At 74.4% G+C, this 25,070-nt stretch carries 6 protein-coding genes; 1 reads left to right on the forward strand and 5 read right to left on the reverse strand.

Annotation, left to right across the window (positions count from 1 at the left end):
• From ACFYQA_RS07975 to ACFYQA_RS07995, 5 genes are all read right to left on the reverse strand, one after another.
• The gene (locus ACFYQA_RS07975; protein WP_388913151.1) at nt 1-18,615 is read right to left on the reverse strand and encodes a non-ribosomal peptide synthase/polyketide synthase; all 18,615 of its coding nucleotides are present in this window, start codon (nt 18,613-18,615) and stop codon (nt 1-3) included.
• Nucleotides 18,616-18,752: 137 nt separating this feature from the next.
• Complete coding sequence (locus tag ACFYQA_RS07980) at nt 18,753-20,102, reverse strand: serine hydrolase domain-containing protein (protein WP_388913154.1); 1,350 nt, start codon at nt 20,100-20,102, stop codon at nt 18,753-18,755.
• Between the two features lie 91 nt (nt 20,103-20,193).
• Nucleotides 20,194-21,417, reverse strand: coding sequence for a cytochrome P450 (locus tag ACFYQA_RS07985; protein ID WP_388913157.1), 1,224 nt, complete (start codon nt 21,415-21,417; stop codon nt 20,194-20,196).
• Between the two features lie 887 nt (nt 21,418-22,304).
• The gene (locus ACFYQA_RS07990; RefSeq protein WP_388913160.1) at nt 22,305-23,057 is read right to left on the reverse strand and encodes a thioesterase II family protein; all 753 of its coding nucleotides are present in this window, start codon (nt 23,055-23,057) and stop codon (nt 22,305-22,307) included.
• 411 nt (nt 23,058-23,468) lie between these two features.
• Nucleotides 23,469-23,690, reverse strand: a complete 222-nt coding sequence (locus ACFYQA_RS07995) for a hypothetical protein (RefSeq protein WP_388913162.1) — start codon at nt 23,688-23,690, stop codon at nt 23,469-23,471.
• Nucleotides 23,691-24,085: 395 nt separating this feature from the next.
• Between ACFYQA_RS07995 and ACFYQA_RS08000 the strand changes: the two genes are divergently transcribed.
• Nucleotides 24,086-24,655, forward strand: coding sequence for a DUF6328 family protein (locus tag ACFYQA_RS08000; protein WP_388913165.1), 570 nt, complete (start codon nt 24,086-24,088; stop codon nt 24,653-24,655).
• The last annotated feature ends 415 nt before the right edge of the window (nt 24,656-25,070 follow it).

Below are 25,070 nucleotides of genomic sequence, written 5' to 3' on the forward strand. Positions count from 1 at the left end.
TCACCGTTCGTCGTGGTCGCTGTCGCCGCGTGCGGCGTCTTCGAGTTCGCTCAGCACCTGTTCCTCCACCAGTTCCGCCAGGGCGGCGACGGTGCGGTGGACCAGGACGTCGCGGGGCGTGAGGGTCACGCCGAAGGTGTCGTTGGCGCGGGAGGCGATGAGCAGGGCGCGCAGGGAGTCGCCGCCCAGGGCGAAGAAGTCGTCCTCGGCGCCGACGGTGGTTCCCAGGGCCTCCTCCCACAGGGCGGCGACGGCCTCCTCGGTGGGCGTGCGGGGCGGCACGTGTCCGGCGGCCCGCTCCTGCGTGTCCGGGCCGGGCGCGGGCAGCGCGGCCCGGTCGGTCTTGCCGTTCTCCGTGAGCGGGAAGCGGTCCAGGGTCACGAACGCCGAGGGCACCATGGGTCCGGGCAGGGTGCGGGCGACGAAGGCTCGCAGTTCCGCGCCGGCGGGCGGCTCGGCGCCGGGCGCGACGAGCAGGTGGGCCACCAGGCGCGGCAGTCCCGGTTCGTCCTCCCGTACGCTCACCACGGCGTCCAGCACCGCCGGGTGGCGTACCAGGGTCGCCTCCACCTCGCCGGCCTCGATGCGGTGGCCGCGCAGCTTGAGCTGGTGGTCGGTGCGTCCGAGGTGGTGCAGTTCGCCGTGGGCGTCGCGGCGGACCAGGTCGCCGGTGCGGTACATGCGGGTGCCGGGCGGTCCGAACGGGTCGGCGGTGAAGCGGGTCGCGGTCAGGCCGGGTCGGCGCAGGTAGCCGCGGGCCAGGGCCGGTCCGGCGAGCCACAGTTCGCCGGGCACGCCGTCGGGGACGGGGCGCAGGCGCGCGTCGAGGACGTAGGCGCCGGTGGCGGGCAGCGCGCGGCCGATGGGCGGTGCGGAGCCGTCCGGTTCCAGCGGGCCGGACCAGGTGGCGACGACGGTGGCCTCGGTGGGGCCGTAGGAGTTGACCATGCGGTGGTGCGGCGCCCAGCGGGCGACCAGTTCGGCCCGGCAGGCGTCCGCGCCGACGATCAGGGTGCGCAGGTCCGGCAGGGTGCCGGGGGTGTCCGGCGGGAGGGTGGCGAGCGCGGCGGGCGGCAGCAGGGTGTGCGTGATGCGCGCGGTGCGCAGGAAGTCGGCCAGTTCCGCGCCGAGCAGCGGGCCGGGCGGCGGTACGACGAGGGCCGCGCCGCTCGGCAGGGACATGCACAGCTCCAGCACGGAGGCGTCGAAGCTGGGCGTGGCGAAGGCCAGGACGCGGTCCCCGGCGCGGACTTGATAGTGCGCGGCCTCGGCGGCGGCGAAGCCGGCCAGTCCTCGGTGGGGGACGACGACGCCCTTGGGGGTGCCGGTGGAGCCGGAGGTGTGGATGACGTACGCCGGGTCGTCGAGGTGGAGGGGGCGGACACGGTCGGTGTCGGTGGGACGGTGGCCGGGCGTGCCGTCGGGCGGCGCGGCGAGCAGGCCGGCGACCTCCTCGGCGGTGAGGGTGACGGCGGGGTCCGCGTCGCGCAGCATCAGCGCGACCCGTTCAGCCGGGTAGCCGGGGTCCACCGGGAGGAAGGCGGCGCCCGCCTTGGCCACGGCGAGCTGGGCGAGGACCATGTTCGCCGAGCGCGGCAGGACGAGGGCGACGATGTCGCCGGGTCCCGCCCCGCGCGCGATGAGCCGGTGCGCGAGCCGGTTGGCGTGTGCCTCCGCCTCGCCGAAGGTCAGCGGTGACTCCCCCGTGTCGAGGGCCGTGCGGTCGGGCCACCGGTCGGCCCCGGCCTCGATCAGTGCCGGCAGCGTCGCCGGGGGCACCGGCGGCAGCTGCGGGCGTACGGGGCCGTGCAGCAGCCGGTGCCGTTCACCGGGCGGCAGCACGTCGAGGGCGTGCAACGGCGCCCGGTCACCGGATTCGGCGAGGGTGGACAGGGTGTGCACCAGCCGGACGGCCAGGGCGTGGGCGGTGGACTCCTCGAAGTAGCGTGGGTCGTAGCCGAGTTCGACGCTCAGTTCGTCGCCGGGTGAGATCACCACGGTGAGCGGGTAGTTGGTGGCCTCGCGGGCGTCGAGGTCCCGGATCCGGACGCCGTGGGCGCCGGCGGTGGCGTCGCCGACCGGGTAGTTCTCGAAGACCAGCAGGCTGTCGAACAGGGCCGTTCCGGAAGGCAGTTCGCTCCACTGGTGCAGCTCGGACAGCGGGACGTGGTCGAAGCGCCGGTCCTCCGCCCGCGCGGCCTGCGCCTCACGCAGCCACGCGGCACAGTGTGCGTCCTCGTCCACGGTGACCCGGGCGGGCAGGGTGGTGATGAACAGGCCGGTGATGGTGTCGGCGCCGGGCAGGTCGGCGGGCCGCCCGGAGACGGTGGTCCCGAAGCACACCTCCCGCTCGCCGCTGGAGCGCGCCAGCAGCAGCGCCCACGCGCCCTGCACCAGCGTGTTGAGGGTGAGGCGGTGCCGGCGGGCGAACTCCGTCAGCCGGGCCGTGCCGTCCGCGCCGAGCCGCCGCGACAGCCAGGTGCCCGAGCGGGCGGCGGCGCCGGGTGCGGGCCTGCGGTCGTAGGGCAGCGGGGTGGGTGCGGCGTAGTGCGCGAAGGCCGCCTTCCAGTGTTCCTCGGCGGCGGCGGTGTCCCGGCCCGCGAGCCAGGCGATGTAGTCCGCGAAGGGCCGCCGCTGCGGCGGGGGCGGCTCGGTGCCGGCGGCGAGTGCGGCGTGCGCGGCCATCACGTCGCCCAGCACGTGGAAGACGCTCCACCCGTCCAGCAGGACGTGGTGGAAGGTCCACACGACGCGCACCTCGTCCGGGCCGAGGCGGATCAGGGTGACGCGCAGCAGCGGGGGCCGGTCCAGGGCGATGCCCCGGGCTCGGTCCTCGTCGAGCAGCCGCCGCAGCCGGGCCTCCCGCTCCGCCGGTTTCAGTGCGCTCCAGTCGAGTTCGGTGACGGGCAGGGTGGCGTGGCGGTGCACGCTCTGGAGCGGGACCGGCATCCCTCGGAGGGCCACGGCGGTGCGCAGTACGGGAGTCCGGTCGACGACGTGCTGCCAGGCGGCGGCCAGGAGCCGGGGCTCGCGCACGCCGTCCGCCACGAACGTGATCTGCTCGGTGTACAGGCCCTCACCGGGCTCGTCCATGCCGTGCACGACCATGCCGGTCTGCGTGGGGGTGAGCGGGTAGGCGTCCACCACGTCGCGCCCGGTGCCGACGAGCCGGTCGACGGCCGCCTGGTCCAGTGCGGCCAGCGGGAAGTCCGACGGGGTGCGGCCGCCCGCGCCGGGCTCGGCGCAGTGCCGGACGATCTCCCGCAGCTCCTCGGCCGTCTCGGCCGCCAGCCGGGCGACGGTGTCGTGCCGGTGCGCGTTCCGCGAATACGACCAGGTGAACTCCAGCCGCTTGTCGGTGACCCGGCCGAGGACGTCGATGAGGTGCGGCCGGTCCGCCGAGCGGTCCATGTCACCGGTCAGCCCGCCGTGGGGCGTGCGCAGCAGACCTCCCTCGGCCGCGTTCCAGTCCTGCTGTCCCAGGTAGTTGAAGCCCACCTGGGGCAGTTCCGGCAGCTCGCGTCCCGCCGTGGGGTGCAGGTGGCGCAGCGCGCCGTAGCCCACTCCCCCGCGCGGCACGGCCCGGAGGTTCTCCTTGACCGTCTTCAGCGCGGCCCCGAGGCCGGCGTCGCGGGGCACGTCGAGGCCCACGGGGAACATGGTGGTGAACCAGCCGACGGTACGGGCGAGGTCGACGTCGTCGAACAGGTCCTCGCGGCCGTGGCCCTCCAGCGCGACCACCACCCGGTCCTGTCCCGTCCAGCGGGCCAGGACACGGCCGAGGGCGCACAGCAGGACGTCGTTGACGCGGGTGCGGTAGGCGTCGGGAACGTCCTGGAGCAGCCGTCGGGTGTCCTCGCTGCCGAGGGTCACCGTCACCGTCTCCTCGTCGGCGGCGGTGTTGCCGCCGGTGAGGTCGGTCGGCAGGGCCGTGGGGCGCAGGGCGCTCCAGTGGGTGATCTCGTCGTCGAAGCCGCCGTCGGCGGTGTGCGCGGCCAGGCGCCGGGCCCATTCCCGGAAGGAGGTCGTCTTCGCCCCCAGGTCGGGCGGGGCACCGGCGCGCAGCGCCCGGTGGGCGGCGTCGAGGTCCTCCAGGATCACCCGCCAGGACACCGCGTCAACGACCAGGTGGTGGGCGGCCAGCAGCAGGACGGGCGGCCGGTGGCCGTTCGTGCGGCACAGGGCGGCCTTGAGCAGCGGCCCCCGTGTCAGGTCGAATCCGGCGCACAGGCCGGCGGCCACGGCGGCCGGCGCCATGGGCGCGTCGTGTACCTCGAGGTGCGGCGCGGCACCGGGCGGGGTGCCGTGCTGGTGCCACCGTCCGCCGCCGGCCGGTTCGTAGCGCGTGCGCAGCGCGTCGTGCTGCTCCAGCACCGCCGCGAGGGCGGCGCGCAGCAGCGTCTCGTCGGTGTCGGTCGCCAACTCGAAGGAGACCGCCTGGGTGAAGCGGGCCGGGTCGCCGGTGAGGGTGTCGAACAGCCAGTGCTGTACGGGCGTGAGGGGGACGTCTCCGACGACCGGGCCCTGTTCGGCGGCGGCCGCCGTCACGGCCGGGAACTCCTCGGCGGCCGTGGCCAGTTCGGCGACCGTCTGGTGCTGGAAGAGGTGCCGGGGCGTCAGCGCGAGTCCGGCGCGGCGGGCGGCGGAGACGATCCGGATGCCGAGGATGGAGTCGCCGCCGAGCGCGAAGTAGTTGTCCGTCGCGCCCACGTCGGGCACGCCCAGTACCTCGGACCAGATCGCGGCGAGCGTCCGCTCGGTGGCGGTGCGCGGCGGCCGGGTGCCCCCCGTGGTGGTGGCCGCGGACCACACCGGTTCGGGCAGGGCCCGCCGGTCCAGCTTGCCGGTGGCGCCCAGCGGCAGCCGCTCCAGCGGCACCACGACCGCCGGGACCAGGTGGTCGGGCAGCGTACGGGCGAGGAAGGCGCGCAGGTCGGCCGGTGCCGGGGCGTCGCCGCCGCGCGGCACGGCGTAGCCCACGAGGCGCTTGTGGCCGTCGTGTTCCACGACCCGGGCGGCGGCCGCGGCCACCTGCGGGTGGCGGGCCAGTGCGGCCTCCACCTCGCCGAGCTCGATGCGGAAGCCGCGCACCTTCACCTGGTCGTCGGTCCGGCCGAGGTACAGCAGGTCGCCGTCGGCGGTCCAGCGGACCAGGTCGCCGGTGCGGTACATGCGGCTGCCGGGCGGGCCGAAGGGGTCGGCGGGGAAACGGGACGCGGTCAGGCCGGGCCGGTTCAGGTAGCCGCGGGCCACGCCGGTCCCGGCGAGGTACAGCTCGCCGGGCGCCCCGACGGGCACGGGGCGCATGCGGGCGTCGAGGACGTAGGCGCGGGCGCCGCCGACGGGCCGGCCGATGGGCGGGACCCGGTCGGGGTCCGCCGGGTCGCAGGTGAAGGCGGTGGCGTAGACGGTGGCCTCGGTGGGGCCGTAGATGTTCATGACCCGGCAGCCGGGGATCGCCTCCCGCACCTGGCGGACGGCGCGGGCGGGCAGCGCCTCGCCGGCCAGGACGACGGTGTCGGCCGTGACGTGCACGGTGTCCTCGGCCAGCAGGTGGCCCAGGGCGGAGGGGACGGCGCTGAGCAGTCCCGCACGCCACGGACCGGGCCGCTCCGCGAGGGCCAGCAGGTCGCGGACGACCTCGACGTGGCCGCCCGTCAGCAGCGGTGTGAGGATCTCGAACACCGACACGTCGAAGGTGAGTGACGTGGAGGCCACCACGTGGGCGAGTCCGCGGCCGGTGAACTCGGCGGCGGCCCAGTCGGTCAGTGCCACCACCGAGGCGTGGGGGACGACGACGCCCTTGGGCCGGCCGGTGGAGCCGGAGGTGTGGATGACGTAGGCGGGGTGGCCCGGCAGCAGCCCGCCGCGCCGCTCGCCGTCATCGACGCGGGCGGCGGACGTGGCGGCCAGCCGCCCGGCGCAGGCCGCGTCGTCCAGGACGATCCGCGTGTACGGACCGTCCGGCAGCCGCGCGGAGGTCTCCGCGCAGGTGATCACCGCGTCGGGCCGCACGTCCTCGAGGAGGAACGCGATGCGCTCCGCCGGATGGCCGGGGTCGACCGGGAGGTAGGCGGCGCCGCTCTTGAGGACCGCGAGGAGCGCCACGATCAGGTCGGCGGTGCGGGGCAGGGCCAGCGCGACGAACCGCTCCGGTCCGGCCCCGGCCTCGATCAGGAGGCGGGCCAGCCGGTTGGCGCGCTCGTCGAGCTGCCGGTACGTGAGGTGCTCGGCGCCGGCGGTCACGGCCGGGGCGTCGGGGGTGCGGGCGGCCTGTGCCCCGAAGGCGTCCGCCAGGGTGCGGCGCGGCAGCGTCGCCACCGGCCCCGCGAGCCGGTCCAGCAGGCGGCGTCCGTCGGCCGGCTCGAGCGGCGGCAGGTCGGCCAGGCGGCGGTCGGCGTCGGCGGCGATCCGTGTCAGCAGCGTGCGCAGGCTCGCGCCGAGCCCTTCGACGGTGGTGGCGTCGAAGGCCGCCGGGTCGTAGTCCAGGGACACCGTCACGTCGTCGCCGGGGGCGACGACCACGCTGAGCGGGTAGTTGGTCGGCTCCAGGTCGCGTTCCTGCTCGAGGGCGAGCCCGTGCCGGGCCAGGGCGCCCTCGTCGAACGGGTAGTTCTCGAAGACGACGATGCTGTCGAACAGGTTGGTGCCGCCGGGCACCTCGCTCCAGGTCTGCAACTGGGCGAGGGAGACGAAGTCGTGGCGCCGGGCCTCCGACTGGGCGGCCTGCACCTCGCGCAGCCACTCCAGCAGGGGACGCTCACCCTCGATCCGCAGTCGGGTGGGCAGGGTGTTGATGAACAGGCCCACCATGGAGGTCACGCCGGGCAGTTCGGCCGGGCGGCCGGACACGGTCGTGCCGAAGACGACGTCGTCACCGCCGCCGTAGTGGTGCAGCAGCAGCCCCCAGGCGCCCTGGAGCACCGTGTTGACGGTCAGGCCGGCCCGCTGAGCGGTGTCCTTCAGCCGCGCCGACACCTCCTGCCCGAGGGTCACCCGGACCGTTCCCGACGAGGACGTGCGGTGGGCCTCGGCGGGGCGCCGGTCGCGCGGCAGTGGGGTGGGGACGGCGAACCCGGCGAGGGTCTCGCGCCAGTGGCGTTCCGCACGGCCGGTGTCCTGGGCGGCCAGCCACCGCAGGTAGTCCGCGAAGGGCGTCCGGTCGGGCACCTGCGGACGGTGGCCGGCGGTCAGGGCCGCGTACCGCTCGCACACCTCGTCGAACACCTGGGCCGCGCTCCAGCCGTCGAGCAGGACGTGGTGGAACGTCCACACCATGCGCACCCGGTCCGGTGCGAGCCGGATCAGCGCGAGCCGCGTGAGCGGGGCCGCGCCGAGGTCGATCCCGGCCCGCCGGTCCGCGTCCAGCAGCGGCTCCATGTCCCGTGCGCACTCTTCGGCGGGCCGGCCGGACCAGTCGTGGTGGGTGACGGGCACGACGGCCCGCCGCTCCACCACCTGGAGGGGTTCGGCGGTCTCCTGCCACACCAGGCGGGTGCGCAGGATCGGGTTCGCGTCCGCCGTGCGCCGCCACGCCTCGGCGAGCGCGTGCGGGTCGGTGACGCCGCGCAGCACCACCTGCACCTGGTTCACGTAGGTGCGGCCCTGGGGGTCCATGAGGCTGTGGAACAGCATGCCCGCCTGCATCGGCGTCAGCGGGTACACGTCCTCGACCGTGCGCCCGTCCCCCACGACCCGGTCCACGGCGGCCTGGTCGAGCCGGGCCAGGGGGAAGTCCGAGGGCGTGCGGCCGCCGGCGTCCGGGGCGGCGCAGTGCGCGACGATCTCCTCCAGTGACCGCAGCATGCCCTCGGCGAGCGAGGCGACCGTCTCCTCCCGGTGGCGTCCGCCGCTGTAGTGCCAGGTGATCTCCAGCTCGCCGTCCTCCACGCGGGCCACCACGTCCAGCAGGTGCGGGCGCGGCGCGGCGGGGTCCTCGGCGCCGCCCAGGCCGCCGGGAACCGCCCGGACCAGCGCGCCGCCGTCGGCCGACCAGTCGAACCGGCCCAGGTAGTTGAAGCTGATGCCGGGCAGCGGCGCGGCGGCGAGCCGCTCGTCGCCCGCCAGGTGGCGCAGGGCGCCGTGGCCGACGCCCCGTCCGGGTACGGCCCGCAGCTGTTCCTTCACGGACTTCAGGGCGGTGCCCCAGTCACCGTCGGGCAGTTCGAGGGTGACCGGGAAGAGGCTGGTGAACCAGCCGACCGTGCGGGACAGGTCGAGGTCGTCGAAGAGCTGGTCCTCGCGGCCGTGCCCCTCCAGCCCCACGGCGACGGTGGCGCGGCCGGTCCAGTCGGCCAGCACGCGGCCGAGGGCGGTCAGCAGGACGTCGTCGATGCGGGTGCGGTAGGCGGCGGGAACCCTGCGCAGGAGGTCGGCGGTCCGCCGGCGGTCGAGGCGTACGGTCACCGCGCGCAGGTCGGCGGTGGTGTTGCCGCCGTCGAGGTCCACCGGCAGCGGTTCGGCGCAGTACCGCGCCACGGTCTCCCAGTGGGCGCGCTGCTCGGCGAAGTCTTCCTCGCCGGTGCGTTCGGTGAGCCGCCGCACCCATGCGCGCACGGACGTCGTGCGCTGCGGAAGCCGTATTCGCTCGCCGTCCCGGGCCTGCCGGTAGGCGGTTTCCAGGTCCTCCAGCAGGACGCGCCAGGAGACGCCGTCGACGATCAGGTGGTGGGCGGTCAGCAGCAGGCGGGCGGCCCGGTGCTCGCGGGTGAACAGCCGGGCGGCGATCAGCGGGCCGGTGTCCAGCCGGAAACCGGTGTGCGCCTCCTGCGAGAAGCGGGCCTCGGCCTCCTCGGCGGCCCGCGCGTCGAGGCCGTTCAGGTCGTGCACCCGCAGCAGTCGGGGGGTCTCGGTGCCGGGGGCGGCGTACTCCTGGTGCCAGGTGCCGTCCGCGGCACGGGTGAAGCGGGCGCGCAGGGCGTCGTGGTGGGCCCACAGTGCGGCCAGGGCGGCGCTCAGCGCGTCGGCGTCGACGTCCTCGGCCGTCTCGACGACCACGGACTGGTTGAAGTACTCCGGGCGCGGCGGTTCGGCGTCGAGGAACCAGTGCTGGATCGGGGTGAGCCCGACCTCGCCGGTCACCGGACCGGTGCCCGCGACGGCCGGGGCGGCGCCGGTCGCGGCGGTGGCCAGGGCGGCGAGCGTGGGGTGCCGGAACAGGTCCCTCGGGGTCAGTGCGAGCCCGGCGGTGCGGGCGCGGGAGACGACCTGGATGCTGACGATCGAGTCGCCGCCCAGCATGAAGAAGTTGTCGTCGACGCCGACCCGTTCCACACCCAGGAGCTCGGCCCAGATGCCGGCGAGCACCCGCTCGACGTCGGTGCGCGGCGCGCGGTGGGCGGTGTCGCCCGCCGCCGACGGGTCGGGGTCGGGCAGACGTCGCCGGTCGACCTTGCCGTTCACGGTCAGGGGCAGCTCCGCCACGGTGACGAACACGGCCGGCACCATGTAGTCGGGCAGTTCGCCGGACAGGCTCTCGCGCAGCTCGGCCGCCGACGGCACGGCCGTGCCGGGGGCGGGTACCAGGTGGGCGACCAGGCGTGTGCGTCCCGCGTGCCGCGCCGCCGACACCACCGCCTCGGCGATCGCCGGGTGCGCGGTGAGCCGGGCCTCGATCTCGGCGGGTTCGACGCGGAAGCCGCGGATCTTGATCTGGTCGTCGGCGCGTCCCACGAAGTGCAGTTCGCCGTCCGCGCTCCAGCGCACGATGTCACCGGTGCGGTACATACGGTTGCCGGGCGGGCCGAACGGGTCGGCGAGGTAGCGGGCCGCCGTCGCGCCGGGGCGTCCGGTGTAGCCGCGGGCCAGTCCGGCGCCCGCGAGGTACAACTCCCCCGGAACACAAGGTGGTTGCGGTTGGAGTGCGCCGTCCAGGACGTACACGCGGGTGTCGTCCAGGGGGCGGCCGATGGGCAGCGTCGCGGGCAGCTCGTCACCGGCGCGGAAGTCCCGCCGGGTGGCGAAGGCGGTGGTCTCGGTCGGCCCGTACACGTCGACGACGGTGAGGTCCGGGCAGGCGTCCAGCACGCGTCGTACGGCGGAGCCGGGCACGGCCTCGCCGCCGGTCCACACCTCCCGCGCGCCGCGCAGGCAGGCGGGGTCCTCCTGGGCGAGGAGGCGGAACAGGCCCACCGTCAGGAACAGGCAGCTCACTCCCTGTTCGGTGATCGCGTGACGCACGGCGGCGGCTTCGAGGTCCCCCGGTGGGGCGAGCACGGCCGTACCGCCGCGCAGCAGCGGCACCCACAGCTCGTAGGTGGAGGCGTCGAAGGCGTGCGGGGAGTGCACGAGGACGCGGTCGTGGACGGCGAAGGCACGGTCGAGGGCGAGCGCCGCGACGTCCCGCTGCCGCGCCGCCACGCCCTTGGGGTTGCCGGTGGAGCCGGACGTGAACATGAGGTACTGGACGTTGTCCGGGTGCACGCGCGGCACGGCCGTGGGTGCCGGGGCCTCGGCCGTTTCGTCGTCCGGATCGTCGTCCGGCCGCAGTACGCGGCCTCCCGGGAGGAGGGCCGCTGCCGTCTCCTCCCACACCCCGTCCGTGAGCAGCAGGTCGGCACCGGCTTCCCCGAGCATCGTGCGCAGCCGCTCCCGCGGCGCCCTGCCGTCGAGCGGGACGTACACGCCGCCGAGACGGGCGAGGGCGACCTGGGTGACGACGAGGCCGGCCGAGCGGTCCATCAGGACGCCGACGGAGACCTCCGGGCGCACTCCGAGCGCGGCCAGCCGGTCCGCCAGAGCCCCGGCCCGGTCGTCGAGTTCGCGGTAGGTGAGCCGCGCGTCGCCGGCCAGCAGCGCGACGGCGCCGGGGGTGCGCCGCACCTGCGCGGCGAACAGGTCCGCGGTGGTCGCCGCGGGGGCATGGGTGGCGGTGTCGTTCCACGCGTGGAGCACCTGCTCACGCCGGGCGGCCGTCAGCAGGGGCAGGCGGGCGGGCGCGCTCTGCGGTGCGGTGGCGAAGCCCTCCAGCAGGACGGTGAGGTACTCGGCCATCCGCTCGACGGTGGCGGTGTCGAAGAGGTCCGGGTCGTAGCCGAGGCGCAGGGTGAGTTCCGTGCCGGGGTAGGCGACCAGGCCGAGCGGGTAGTTGGTGGTCTCGATACCGTCCAGGCCGCTGAGCCGCAGCCCGTGCGCGGCGGCGAGGTCGTCGTCGACCGGGTAGTTCTCGAACACCACGATGCTGTCGAACAGGGCGACGCGTTCGGGTAGTTCGGTGAACACCTTCATGTGGTGCAGCGGCACGTGGTCGTGGCGGCGGTCCTCGCTCTGCTCCTGCTGGAGCCTGCCCAGCCAGGTGAGCAGCGGCTCGTCCCGCGGCACGGTCACGCGGGTGGGCAGGGTCGCGATGAACAGGCCGGTCATGGTGTCGGCCCCGGGCAGCTCGGGCGGCCGTCCGGAGACGGTGGTGCCGAAGACCACCTCGTCGCGGGCCGCCTGGCGGCTCAGCAGCAGCGCCCAGGCGCCCTGCACGAGGGTGTTCATGGTCAGGCCCGCCGTCCTGGCCAGGGCCTCCAGTGCCCGGGTGGTGGTCTCGGGCACCGTGACGCGTACCTCCCGCGTCGACTCCGCGCGGTGGCTCTCGCGCGGTTCGCGGTCGAAGGGCAGCGCGGTGGCCGCGTCCAGGCCGTTCAGGCGGGTGTGCCAGTGCCGTTCGGCCTCGGCCCGGTCCGCGCGGTCGAGCAGCCAGGCGACGTAGTCGCGGAAGGGGCGGCGGTCGGGCAGCGGGACGTCCGCGGCGTCCGTCAGGCCGGCGTGGCACGCGAAGACGTCGGAGAGGACCTGGAACAGGCTCCAGCCGTCCAGGATCAGGTGGTCGAAGGACCACACGACACGGACCTCGCGGTCGGAGATGCGGGCCAGCGTCAGGCGCTGGAGCGGCGCACGCGTCAGGTCGACACCGCGGGCGCGGTCGCCCGCGAGCAGGTCGCGCAGCCGCTCGTCCCGCTCGGCGTCCGACAGGCCGCGCCAGTCGAGGCACTCCACCGGCACGGCCGCCCGGCGCTGCACCACGAGGAGCGGCTCGGGCACGTCCTGCCACACCACCCGGGCGCGCAGCACCGGCGTACGGTCCGTGACCCGCTGCCAGGCGTCCGCCAGCACGGCCGGGTTTTCCACGCCGTCCAGGACGAACGTCAACTGCTGGAAGTACACGCCGCGGTCGTCCTGCGAGAGCCGGTGGAAGAGCATGCCGGCCTGGGTGGGCGTGAGGGGGTGGACGTCCTCCACCCCGGCGGGGTCCTCGCCCACGATGTGGTCGACGTGCGTCTGGTCGAGCCGGGCCAGAGGGAAGTCCGAGGGGGTGCGTCCGGCGGCGCCGGGCCGGGCCGCGTGGCGGGCGAGGCCGGCCAGCGCGTCGGCGAACCGTCCGGCGAGGTCCGCGACGGTCTCCCGCCGGTGCAGCTCGTCCGAGTAGAACCAGGTGAACTCCAGGCTGTCGCCGTCCAGCAGCCCCACCACCTCCAGGGCGTGCGGGCGGGACGCCGCGGGGTCGGCGTCCAGCTCCAGCGGACGGAACGGCCCGCCGTACAACCCCTCGGAGGCACCGGAGGTTCCGGAGAGCCCGAAGCGGCCCAGGTAATTGAAGCTGATCTGCGCGGTGGTCGCCGGGAGCGGTGCGGCGTCGCGGCCCGGCAGGGCCAGGACGCCGTGGCCGAGGCCGTGCCGGGGGACCGCGCGCAGCTGCTCCTTGACCTGCTTGAGCACGGCGTCCCAGGACACCTCGGGCGGGACGGCGAGGGCGACGGGGTGGCGGGTGGTGAACCAGCCGACGGTGCGGCTGGTGTCGACGTCGGCGAACAGTTCCTCGCGGCCGTGGCCCTCGACGTCCACCAGCACCCGGTCGTGCCCCGTCCAGCCGCACAGCACCCGGCCGAGGGCGGCGAGCAGGACGTCGTTGGCCCGGGTGCGGTAGGTCTCGGGCAGGGTCCGCAGGAGCACTTCGGTGTGCTCGGGGCCGAGGCGTACCGTCACCGAGCGCTGGGAGGCGTAGGTGTTGGCGCCCGTCCGGTCCGACGGCAGGGCGGCCCGGGCGCCCTCGGTCGCCCGCGTCCAGTAGGCCTGCTCGTCGTCGAAGCCGCCGGCGGCGGCGTGCGCGGCGAGGCGCTCGGCCCACTGCCGCAGCGGGGACGACTTCCGGGGCAGCGCCGCTGCTCCGTCCCGGCCGGCCCGGCGGGTGCGGTAGGCCCGGTCGAGGTCCTCGAGGAGCAGACGCCAGGAGACTCCGTCGACGACGAGGTGGTGGACGGCCAGGTGCAGCACGTGCGGCAGTCCGGGGCCCCGGTCGTGCAGCACGGCACGCAGCAGCGGGCCGTGGCTCAGGTCGTGGGGGCCGAGGTGCGGGGTGTCGGTGTCCGGGCCGGTGTGGCGCGCGAGGCGACAGCGGGCGGCCGTGCCGTCGATCAGCCACCGTGCGCCCGCCTCGTCGGCGAGGAAGCGGGAACGCAGGGCGTCGTGGTGGGCGATCACGTCGTTGAGGGCATCCTCGAGTGCGGTCGCGTCGACGCCGGCGCGCAGTTCCACCGAGAGCGTCTGGCCGAAGTGCCCGGCCCGCCCGCCCGCGCTCTCGAAGAGCCAGTGCTGAATGGGTGTCAGCGGCGCGGAGCCGGTCGCCTCGACGGGTGCGGACACGGGGGCGGGCCTTCGGCTTCCCGCCTCGTCGGCGCGGCGGGCCAGGGCGGCGACCGTCTGGTGCCGGTAGACGTCCCGCGAGGTGATCGTGAGGCCCGCCTGCCGGGCCCGGGCCACGACCTGGATGCTGAGGATGGAGTCGCCGCCCAGCGCGAAGAAGTTGTCGTCCGCTCCGACCCGCTCCACGTGCAGGACGTCGGCCCAGATCGTCGCGAGGGTCCGTTCGGTGGGGGTGCGGGGCGCGACGTGGCGGGTGGCGGATTCGGCCGGCGCCGGGTCGGGAAGCCGGCCGCGGTCCAGTTTGCCGTTGGGGTTGAGCGGCAGGACGGACAGCACCACGACGGCCGCGGGGACCATGTAGTCGGGCAGGACTCGCCCGAGTTCGCGACGTACCGCCTCCGGTTCCACGCGGGCGCCGGGGGCGGGGACGACGTATCCGGCCAGACGGCGGTGGCCGTCGCCGTCGCGGACGGCCGCGGCGGCCTCGGCGACGCCCGTGCAGCGGCGCAGGGCCTCCTCGACCTCGCCCAGTTCGATGCGGAAGCCACGCACCTTGACCTGCTGGTCGATGCGGCCGAGGTACTCGAGCCGGCCGTCGGCACTCCAGCGCACCAGGTCGCCCGTGCGGTACATGCGGCCGCCGGGGGCACCGAAGGGGTCGGCGACGAAGCGGGCGGCGGTCAGACCGGGGCGTCGCAGGTAGCCGCGGGCCAGTCCATCGCCACCGAGGTACAACTCACCTATGAAACCAGGGGGTTGGGGGCGCAGCAGGCGGTCCAGCACGTAGGCGCGGGTGCGGGCGACGGGACGGCCGATGGGCGGGGCCTGGTCGGGGGCGGTGCCGCCGGCGAACCAGGCGGTGGCGTAGACGGTGGCCTCGGTCGGGCCGTAGAGGTTCGCCACCTCGGCCGAGGGCATGGCGTCCCTGATGTCCCGCACGGTCCGGGCGGGCAGGGCCTCGCCGGCCAGGACCACAGTGTCCGCCTCGACGGGGCCGCCTCCGCCGAGCACGCGGGAGAGCACGGACGGGACGCCGCTGAGGAGTCCGGCCCGGCGCGGGCCGGCGCCGTCGGCGAGGGCCGGGAGGTCGGCGACCACCTCGACGCTGCCGCCGGCCAGCAGAGGGCACAGCAGCTCGAATACGGACACGTCGAAGTTGAGGGAGGTGGACGCGACGACGTGCGCCAGCCCGCGCGGGCCGAACGTCTCCTTCGTCCAGACGGCCAGCGCGGCCACGCTGCGGTGGGTGACGACCACGCCCTTGGGTCGGCCGGTGGATCCGGAGGTGTAGATGACGTAGGCGGGGTGGGACGGGTCGAGCGGCCGGGTCCGGTCGGCGTCGGTCAGGTCGGCGTCGGTCGGGTCCGGGGCACCGGCATCGGCACCGTCATCGGACGGTTCGGTGTCCTCCAGGAGCAGCGGCTCGCAGTCGTCGGGGAGCGCGTGGGCGGTCTCACGCGTGGCGACGACGAGGGCGGGGGCCGCGTCGGCGAGCATGAAGCGGATCCGCTCCGCCGGGTAGCCGGGATCGACGGGCAGGTATCCGGCGCCCGACTTCAGGACGGCCCACAGCACCGGCAGCAGGTCGGCCGAGCGTGGCAGGCACAGCGCCACCAGGGACTCCGGGCCCACGCCGTGCGCCCTCAGCAGCCGGGCGAGCCGGTTGGCACGCCGGTTCAGCCCGGCGTAGTCCAGCCGGGCCCCGCCACAGGTCACTGCGGTCCGGTCGGGAGTTCGGGCCACCTGCGCCTCGAACAGCGCCGGGAGCGTGGCGCCGTCGGCGTGGTCGCCGGCCGGCGCGGGCGGGTTCCAGGAGTCGAGGAGCGTGCGCCGCTCGTCGTCCGACAGCAGCGGCAGTTCGGCCAGCGTCCGGTGCGGGCCGTCCGCCATGCCTTCCAGCAGGCGGTGCAGTTGCCGGCTCATCCGGGCCACGGTCGCCGCCTCGAACAGGTCGGTGTTGTACTCGACCGTCAGCTCGCAGCCGCCGTCGGCGCGCGGCGCGAACTCCAGCACGAGGTCGAAGCGGGCGGCCGGGCGGGGCAGCGGATGCTCCTCGATCCGCACCCCGGCTGCCAGCGGCGGCCGGGCGGGCGCCGCCTGTTGCACCACCAGCACCTGCACCAGCGGAGTGCGGCTGGGGTCCCTCGGCGGGGCCAGTTCCTCGACCACCCGGTCGAACGGCACGCCGTCGTGCGCGAAGGCGTCCAGCACGGTCGCGCGCACGGACTCCACGAACCGGTCGACCGTGACGGCGTCGTCGACCTCGCCGCGCAGCACCACAGTGTTGGCGAAGAAGCCCGTCACGTCCTCCAGTTCGCGGCGGCCCCGCCCATTGGTGACGGTCCCGAACGCCACGTCCCGCTGCCCCGAGTAGCGGGAGAACAGCACGGCCGCCGCCCCGGTGAACAGCGTGAAGACGGTTGTGCCGCGCCCCCCGGCCAACTGTCGCAGTCGGCCCACCAGGTGCCTCGGGAGGTCGTGGCGGTGGGCCGCGCCCGCGGTGGTACGCACCGCCGGCCGGGGCCGGTCGGTGGGCAGTTCGAGTTGCTGCAGGCCGGCCAGGTGACGCTTCCAGTAGCCGAGGTCGGCGGCGTCCGCGTCGCCGGTGCGCCGCTCGCGCTCCCACAGCGCGAAATCCGGGTACTGCACGCCCGGCCGGGGAAGGCCGTCCGGTTCGCCGCAGGCCTCCGCGCGGTAGAGCGCCGCCAGGTCCCGGGTCAGGACGCCGACCGACCAGCCGTCGGTGACGATGTGGTGCTGGGCCAGCAGCAGGATGTGGTCCTCGGGTGCGCGGCGGACGAGCAGCGCCCGGGTCAGGGGGCCGGACGTCAGGTCGTGGGGGCGGCGCAGTTCCTCGGTCAGCAGGCGCTCGACGGCGCCGCTCTGCCGGTCGGCGGGCAGGTGCTCGACGCCGGCCGTGCCCAGGGGCAGTACCGCCTCGGGGGCGATCAGCTGGACGCCCTGGCCGTCGACGGTGGCGAAGGTGGTGCGCAGGGAGTCGTGGCGGGCGGCGAGCCGGTCCAGGGCGCGTCGCAGGGCCGGTGTGTCGAGCGGGCCGCGCAGCCTCAGCGCGACACCGGTGTGGTACTCGGTTCCGCCGTCGGTCAGGTCGTCGAGGAACCACAGGCGTCGCTGGGCGCTGGAGAGCGGGACGGGCTTTTCGCGCGGGGCGGAGGGGATCGGGTCCGGCGGTGCGGCGGCGGACGGCTCGGCGGTCAGCGGGGCGAGCGCGGCGACGGTCCGCGCGGTGAACACGTCGCGCAGGGAGAGCCGGACGCCGAGGACGTCCCTGATCCGCGTCAGGGTGCGGGCGGCGAGGATCGAGTCGCCGCCCAGGTCGAAGAAGTCGTCGGTGACGCCGACGGTGTCGGCGCCGAGGACGTCGGCCCAGATCGCGGCCAGGGCCCGCTCGCCGTCGGTGCGCGGCTCGACGTGCTCCTCGGTCCGCCCGCCCCCGGGGGCGGGCAGGGCCCTCAGGTCGGTCTTGTGCTGCGGGGTGAGTGGCAGCGCGTCCAGGACGACGACGGCGGAGGGCACCATGTGGGCCGGCAGGGCGGCGGCGAGGGCGGCGCGCAGCCGGGCGGGCTCGGGCCTGCGGGCCGGGTCGGCGGGGGTGACGTAGCCGACGAGCCGGCCGCGGGCGGGTTCCTCGTCGCGGACCACGACGACGGCCTCACGGACGCCGGGGTCGCGGGTCAGGGCGGCCTCGATCTCGCCGGGCTCGATGCGGAAGCCGCGCACCTTGACCTGCCGGTCGGCCCGGCCGAGGAACTCCAGCTCGCCGTCCGTCCTGCGGCGCACCCGGTCGCCGGTGCGGTAGAGGCGGGCGCCGGGCGGCCCGAAGGGGTGGGCGACGAACCGGGTCGAGGTCAGGCCGGGGCGGCCGAGGTAGCCGCGCGCCAGCCCGTCGCCGCCCACGTACAGTTCGCCCTCGGTGCCGGACGGCACCGGGCGCATCGCCGCGTCCAGGACGTGGGCCTGGGCGTCGGGCAGCGGGCTGCCGATGGCCGGCGTTCCGGTGCCGGCGGTCAGCGGCCCGGTCCAGGTCGCGACGACGGTGGCCTCGGTCGGCCCGTAGGAGTTGATCATGCGGCGGCCGGGTGCCCACCGGTCGACGAGCGCGGCCGGGCATGCCTCGGCCCCGACGATCAGGGTGCGCAGGTGCGGCGCGCCGCCGGTGTCCGCCGGGTCCGGCAGGGTGGCGAGGGCCGCGGGCGGTATGAGGGCGTGGGTGATGCGGTGCTCGTCCAGGACGGCGGCCAGTTCGTCGCCCAGCCAGGGTCCGTCCGGCGGTACGACCAGCAGGGCGCCGGACAGGACGGAGACGCACAACTCCAGTACGGAGGCGTCGAAGCTGGGTGAGGAGAACTGCAGCACGCGGTCGCCCGGGCCGACGTCGTACCGCTCGGCGGCGGCCGCGGCGAAGGCGCCGATGCCGCGGTGGGTGACGGTGACGCCCTTGGGGGTGCCGGTGGAGCCGGAGGTGAAGATGACGTACGCCGCGTGGTCGGGGAGCACGCGGCTCCCGGGCGGGTCCGTCTCCCGGGTCCCGGCGTCCATCAGCGCGCGGACCCGGTCGGGGTCGTCCAGGACGACGGCCGGTGCGGCGTCGGCGAGCATCAGCGCACGCCGTTCGGCCGGATAGCCGGGGTCCACGGGGAGGAAGGCGGCACCGGCCAGGGCCACGGCCAGCTCGGCGGCGATCAGTTCCATGGAGCGCGGCAGGACCAGCGCCACCGTCCGCTCCGGTCCGGCGCCGCTGCCGACGAGGTGGGCGGCGAGACGGCCGGCCCGTCGCGCGAGTTCCCCGTACGACCAGGTGCGCTGGCCGTCGGTCACCGCGGGGGCGTGCGGGTCGCGCGTCACCCACCCGGCGAACAGCTCACCGAGCGGGACGTGCCGGACGGCATGGTCGGCGCGGGCCGGCGGGGTGGTGCCGACCGGTGCGGAGGCGGGCGCGGCGGGGCGCTGGGCGTGCAGGTCCGTCATCGGGGTGCAGTCCTTCGGACGTGGGGCGGCGCGCGGACCCGGCGCGCCGGTCTCGGGCGGCCTGCGGGCACACCTGAGCGGTGCGGGGTCCGTGCGTACGGGGAGGGTGCGTGACGCGGGCGCGGGCGCGGGCGCGGTCAGACGGTGCCGGTGCGGCGCGCGGTGCGTCCGGATATCTGCAGGCGGTCGATGGTCCCGGTGGCGGGGTCGCGGTGAAAGCGGCCGCCGGGCTCGTGCCGGCCCGTGGCCGGGTCGACCAGATCACAGGACAGGTCCGGGTAGCACACCAGCGGGAGGGGGCAGTCACCGTCGACGGACAGGGTCGGTGTGCCGTCCCCGTCGAGCTTGACCGCGTACTCGGTGCCCCCGTTGCGGTAGGTGCCGGCGCATTCCGGCAGCGGTACGGCCCGGCCGCGGCGGGCGGTGGCCGGGGCGGCCGGCACGCGTATGCCGGTGAGCCGGGCGAGGTCGGCGGCGAGGTCCCGCCACAGGGCGGTGGCGCCGCCGGCGTTGCCGGTGAAGGCGACGACGACACCACTGTCCGGGTCGGCCCGCAGATGGCAGGAGGTGCCCTGGGCGTTCCCGTCGTGGCCGCACCACACGCGGCCGTCCTGCTGGAAGAGGGCGAGGCCCAGGCCCCAGGAGTCCGCCAGGGCGCCGGGGTCGGCGGCCGGTTCGGGACGGCGCATCCGGGCGGCGACGGACGCGGGCAGGACGGTGGACCGGCCGATGACGGCCCTTCCCAGGGCCATCAGGTCCCCGGCGCTCGCCAGCAGGGCTCCGGCCGGAGCCTCCACCGGGGCGAGGTTCTGGTGGGCCGGGCGCACCAGGCCCGTGGCCGTGTTGAGGGCGTGGCCGGTGGCGACCGGCCGCGCGGGGGCGGCGGCGCCGAGGAAGGCGGGGACGATGCCCAGGGGCTCGAGGAGGAGCGCTCGCAGCGCTTCCTGCCAGGTCATGCCCGTCACTTCGGACACGAGCCGGCCGGCGGCGACGTAGCCGGCGTTGGAATAGGAGAAGCCGGTTCCCGGCGGGAACAGGGCGCTCCGCGCGGTGCAGACCGCCGAGAGGTAGCGCGTGGCGGTGGTGCCGGCGGCGCTGTCGGAGTCGGGTCCGGTGGGCAGGCCGGCGGTGTGACTGAGCAGGTGACGCGCGGTCACCTCGGACGACGGCCTTAATTCGGGTAGCAGTTCGGCGGCGGGCTCGTCGAGGTCGAGGTCTCCGTCGTCGGCGAGGAGCAGCAGGGCGGCGGCCGTGCCGAGCTTGGTGACGGAGCCCAGGGGTACGGCCGTGTCCTCGGTGAACGGGGTTCCCGTCAGGGCGTCGGCCGTGCCGGTGTGCACGCTGAAGGTGTGCGTGCCGGTGTGGACGGCCAGTTGGGCGCCGGGCACACGGTGGGCGCGCGCGAGGGAGTCGAGGCGGCTCTGCACCTCCTGGCGCAGCGGGGACGTCGGCCGGTCGGCGGCCGGAGCGGTGGTGGGGTAGGGCATGGGAAGGGGACTCCTGGTGAGAGCGGGTGCGGGGAGGGGACGCGGCCGGCCCGCGGGTGAGCGGTGCGGGACCTGGGCGCGTCGACGCGCGTCACGGTCTGGTGACGACGATCGGCAGGTGTCGTACGCCGACGCTGACGGCCGGGTTCTGGTACGTGATGTCGTCGCAGGAGGGGACCGCGAGGGTGGGGAAACGTTCCATCAGCATATGCAGCGCGCTCCGTGCCTCCAGCCGGACCAGTGGCGCGCCGAAGCAGAAGCGAATGCCGTGGCCGAAGGTCAGATGGGGATTCGGACTGCGGGCCACGTCGAAGACGTCCGGATCGTTGAAGCGGGAGGGATCACGGTTGGCGGCACCCGGATGCACCATCAGCAGGGTGTCGGCCGGGATCTCGTGGCCGCCGAACACCACCGGCCGGGTGGTGCGCCGTCCCGGCTCGGGGGAGGGCGGCAGCCGGCGCGGTACCTCCTCGACGGCGTCCGGCAGCCGGCCGGGGTTCCCGCGCAGCGCGACGAGGGTTCCGGAATGCCGGTCGAAGGTGACCACTGCGTTGCCGAGCAGCACGGTGGTGATGTGCCCGGCGACCAGCAGCAGGGCGACGAATCCGACGATCTCCTCGTCCGCCGGGCGCGCTCCGTCCACCTCGGCGGTGAGGAGTCTGCTGGTGAGGTCGTCCCCGGGGTGGGCGCGGCGGTGCCGGATGTGGTCCAGCACGTAGCCGTTCATCTCGCGCACGGCCGGGGCGATGGCCTCCAGGGCCCGTTCCAGGTCGGCCATGTCAGCCATGTCAGCCATGTCGAGGCTGCCGCCGAGCCGGCCGCCGCAGAAGAGGGCGGCGGCCCACTCCTGGAACAGCCCGTGGTCGTCGGCGGGGATGCCGAGGAGTTCGGCGATCACGCCGATCGGCAGGGGGCGGGCGAGGGTGTCGACCAGGTCGAACCGGTCACGGTCGGCGACACCGTCGAGGAGGCGCGCGCACACGGCCTCGATACGCGGTTCGAGCCCTTGGACCACTCCGGGGGTGAAGGCCTGGCTCACCAGGGTACGGAGTGTGCGGTGTTCCGGCGGGTCCATGCCGACCAAGTCGCCCTGCCGGAAGGTCTCGACGTCCTGCTGGGCGGGGGTGATCGGTGTGAGGTCGGAGGAGTAGGCCCCCGGGTCGGCGAGTACGGCGGAGACCCCCTGGTGGTCCACGACACGGCACTGGCCCTGCGCTTCGTCGTAGGGCACGGGACCCGCCTCGCGTAAGGACCGCCACAGGTCGAGTAACACGTCCAGGGGCGATTCGGCCTCGGTCGGTCGAGTGCTTGTCACCGGTTCTCCTTGGATGGGGACGCGCGGGCCCGGCATGGGCCGTCAACGGTGGTGCGGGTTCGCCGGGAAGGAAGTCGTGGCCGTCGCGGGCACGGTCAGCGGGTGTGCCACCGCGCGGCGGGTCTCGCTCCGTGCCAGGTGACCGACTCGTGGTCGGGCCGGGCCGGCCGCCGCTCGGGAGCGGCCCGCCCGTCCGCCCCCTCACGGAACACCCGTGACAGCCGGGGCGTCAGCAGCCCCGGGGACAGGTTCCGTACGCCGGGGCGACGGTTTTGAGCGGTCCGGACGTCCGCCGCGGGGCCGGCAAGCCCGCACGCCCGCAGCCTGGTGACACGTGCCTCGGGCACAAAGCAGACATCACTACATCCCCCCAGTGACTTTTCCCGCGCAGTGGCTCCACGCAGGACTGCTCCCCTGTCCTGCGATTTAGTGCTTTGCGTACCGAAAAGGCGCTTCGACCCGATCCATCCGGGCCGAATGCGCTCACAGTTTTCACGTTGGGTCACTGGATGGCAACCCCCCGAAATCGAAGAGGGACGGCCTGTCAGCGACCCACCGCCAGGTGCGTGTATCCCGCCTCTCCACGCTCAAACCCCTTACCTGGACGTAGAATTGACTTCATTTCAACAACTGGCTCATGACCGTCACCACCTGCACCGTCCGCCTCGGAGACATGGGCTCTCGCCCCATGGATTTCGGCCAGATTCGGAAAAGGCACGCCTGAACGCCGCCCGGTCCCGGGCCTTCCGGCGGGCGTCCGGCACGGGAGCACGACCCGGCGCGTGGAAGGAGTCACCGGCGCTCACGGACACCGCGCATGCACGGGCGCACACCAACGAGGTCGCAGCACTACCACGAGCCCCCGCGAGCCGCGAACGCTCCGACCGTCACCGTCCGCCCGCGCCGGCGCACTCGGTGACGAACCGCACGACGGTGTCCGGATGGTCCATCAGGAAGAAATGATCCCCGGAGAGGGTTTCCAGCCGAAAACCGGCCGTGGTGTGGCTCTTCCATGCTGCGGCCTCCTCCGGCGCGACCTGGGGGTCCCGATCCCCGGTCAGGCAGAGGACGGGTGTGTCCACCACCACGTCGGGGACCGGCCGGTACCGGGTGGCCGCCCGGTAGTCATTGCGCATGACGGGCAGGAACAGGTCCATGAGTTCCGGGCTGCGGACGATCGCCGGATCGGTGCCGCCGAGACCGGCGAGGTGGTCGAGGATCTCCTGGTCGGAGTCGAAAGCGGGCAGCTCGCGCGGTGCCGACGGGGCGGTCCGGCCGGAGACGACGAGACGGCAGTGCGCCGTCAACCGGTCGCGCCCGAGCCGGAGTACCGACTCGAAGGCGACGGACGCCCCCATGCTGTGACCGACGAGCACGAGCGGCACAGGCTCCGCCGCCCATCGCCGCAGGGACGGCACCAGCCGGTCGGCGAGTCCTTCGACGGTCGTCACGAACGGTTCACCGAAGCGCTCCTGCCTCCCCGGGTACTGAACGGCCGTGACGTCGTACCCCTCGGGGAACCGCCGCGCGAACGGTGCGTAGAACGAGGCGGCGCCACCGGCGTGCGGAAAGAAGAGCACGCGCGCGCGAGGTGGCACGGCACCGCGCAGTGTCCTGATCCAGGGGTCCTTGCTCTCCATCGACGCTCCCCGCCCTTTCCTCCTTGCGGCCGGGGCTGCACGCCCGGCCGGCCCGGTGTGACCATCGCCGACCGTACGGTGCCCGCGCGTCGACCGTCGAGGGACACCTCGCGGGGCCCGACTGCCAGGTGCCCTGCGCCGGGGCAGGGAAGGCGCGGACCGGGACAGATCAAGACCGGACTGCCCCATGCCCTCGGTTCCGATCACAAAGGGGGTGGCGTAAGGCAGGCGTCTGCTTACCGTTCAGTTCGCACTTCTGCCTGCCAAGGCAGCGAGTAGCGCGACCGCTTCACCACGGCTCAACAACTCGCGGAAGCGCTCGTTGCGAAAGGTTCACAGGCATGCGTAGCAACTGCTCTCCGGGCAGCAGGAGGCGGAGTCGGCACAGGCCATCGAGGCGGGACTGCCGGCTCAGGAGGAGCTGGACAAGGCCGGTCGGAAGATCTCCCCCAGGCTCCGCCGAAGGCTCGGACAACTCGCCCTGCTCGGAGAGCAGGCCTTCTCGGAGTTCGCCTGCTCGACGTCCTCGTGCAGCCCTTCGCGCAGTCCCGCCACCTCTCCTTCGGCCGGGCGTCCGTAGAGCGTGCGCACCGAAGCGCCGGCGTCGGTGTTCGTCCGGGCAGGGGCGTTCATCTGTCTCTCCATGGCGTGTGACTGGGACGACCCGGGATCCGGCACCATGTGCGATGCGCGCACCAGCGGATGAGCCGACAGCGCAGTGGGCCGCCGCGGACATGCTTGCGTACGGGCACGGTCGGCCACATCGGCTGATCGACCTACAAGCCTGCGGACGGCCTCAGCTTTTTTCGCGGCACGAATCGCCCCGACCCGGCCCAGGTGACAGCCCGCACTTCTTTCTCCCGGCCGGCTCGGACATCCACAACACGGAAATCGACCTGCGCGGGAAGGGGGAGCCCGGTGTCGGCTGTGCCGTGGTCGAGGACTCCGATCCCGGCGCCTACGACGGCCGGAACCTGCGTGGAAGAGCCCGGAGGGGGCAACCGGTCTCCTGAGATTCGGAGGATGCCATGACCATGACGGAGCAGCCGGTCGAGTCGGCGGGGGAGAACACCGCCTGCTGCGCACGCCACGACAGCCACGGTCCGGGACCCGGTGCCGAACCGCCGGAAACGGCGCGTGAGCGCGTCAATCGCCGCTGGAACGAGATCCTGCAGGAGACACGGGTCACCCAGACGGGCGTGCAGATCCTTTTCGGATTCCTGCTCAGTGTGGCCTTCACCCCGCTGTTCCGGGAGTTGGAAACGTTCGACCGCGTCCTCTACGTCATCACCGTGGTGCTCGGCGCGGCAGCCACGGGATCACTCATAGCGCCCGTCTCCATCCACCGCTTCCTGTCCGGTCAGCGCATGAAGGACGAGCTCGTGGAGGCCGCCGGCCGCTTGATGATGTGCGGCATGGTCCTCCTCGCGCTGACCATCGGCTGCACCCTTCTGCTGATCCTCCGTGTCGTGCTTCCCGGTGTCCTCGCCGAAGTGCTCGTCGGCGGGGTCATGCTGTGGTTCGGCCTCTGCTGGTACGCGCTGCCGCTGTACCTACGACGCCGTGCCGTTCGGTGCTCCTGCACCGACGACGCATAGCGCACCCGGGCGAGGGGCGAGCAAGTCCTCGTGACCGGAATGCCCTGGTGGCGGTGGCCGTTCCGCTGACGCGCATCAGCGGACTCATACACGTTTACGCCTACGCGTCGGCACCCACGGTCGTCGTTCGCGCCTCACGGAGGGCGATATGCCGTCGCGGTGAGTCGGGCGTAGTGTCCACGTATGGGTGATGTTCGGTGTGGTCGGCGTGGTGCGGCCCTGCCGGAGCCGGCCGGACACGGCAACCGCTGCCGCCGTCCAGCGCACCGGCAGGCGACGGGGCGGGCACAGCACCGCCGGCGGATCACCGACGGCGCTCCGCAGGACGTGGGCGTCATCCAGCGGAGAAGCGGGCTTTCCTCCACGGAGCGGACGGGCGGATGCCACTGTGCCGCAGGGGCCGACAGCCAAAAGA

It is taken from the genome of Streptomyces sp. NPDC005774, assembly GCF_042871645.1.
Taxonomy (GTDB): Bacteria; Actinomycetota; Actinomycetes; order Streptomycetales; family Streptomycetaceae; genus Streptomyces; species Streptomyces pratens.

Coding starts and splice junctions, on each gene's coding strand:
- ACFYQA_RS07975 (WP_388913151.1), bottom strand. CDS start 18,615: ATGACGGACCTGCACGCCCAGCGCCCCGCCGCGCCCGCCTCCGCACCG.
- ACFYQA_RS07980 (WP_388913154.1), bottom strand. CDS start 20,102: ATGCCCTACCCCACCACCGCTCCGGCCGCCGACCGGCCGACGTCCCCG.
- ACFYQA_RS07990 (WP_388913160.1), bottom strand. CDS start 23,057: ATGGAGAGCAAGGACCCCTGGATCAGGACACTGCGCGGTGCCGTGCCA.
- ACFYQA_RS07995 (WP_388913162.1), bottom strand. CDS start 23,690: ATGAACGCCCCTGCCCGGACGAACACCGACGCCGGCGCTTCGGTGCGC.
- ACFYQA_RS08000 (WP_388913165.1), top strand. CDS start 24,086: ATGACCATGACGGAGCAGCCGGTCGAGTCGGCGGGGGAGAACACCGCC.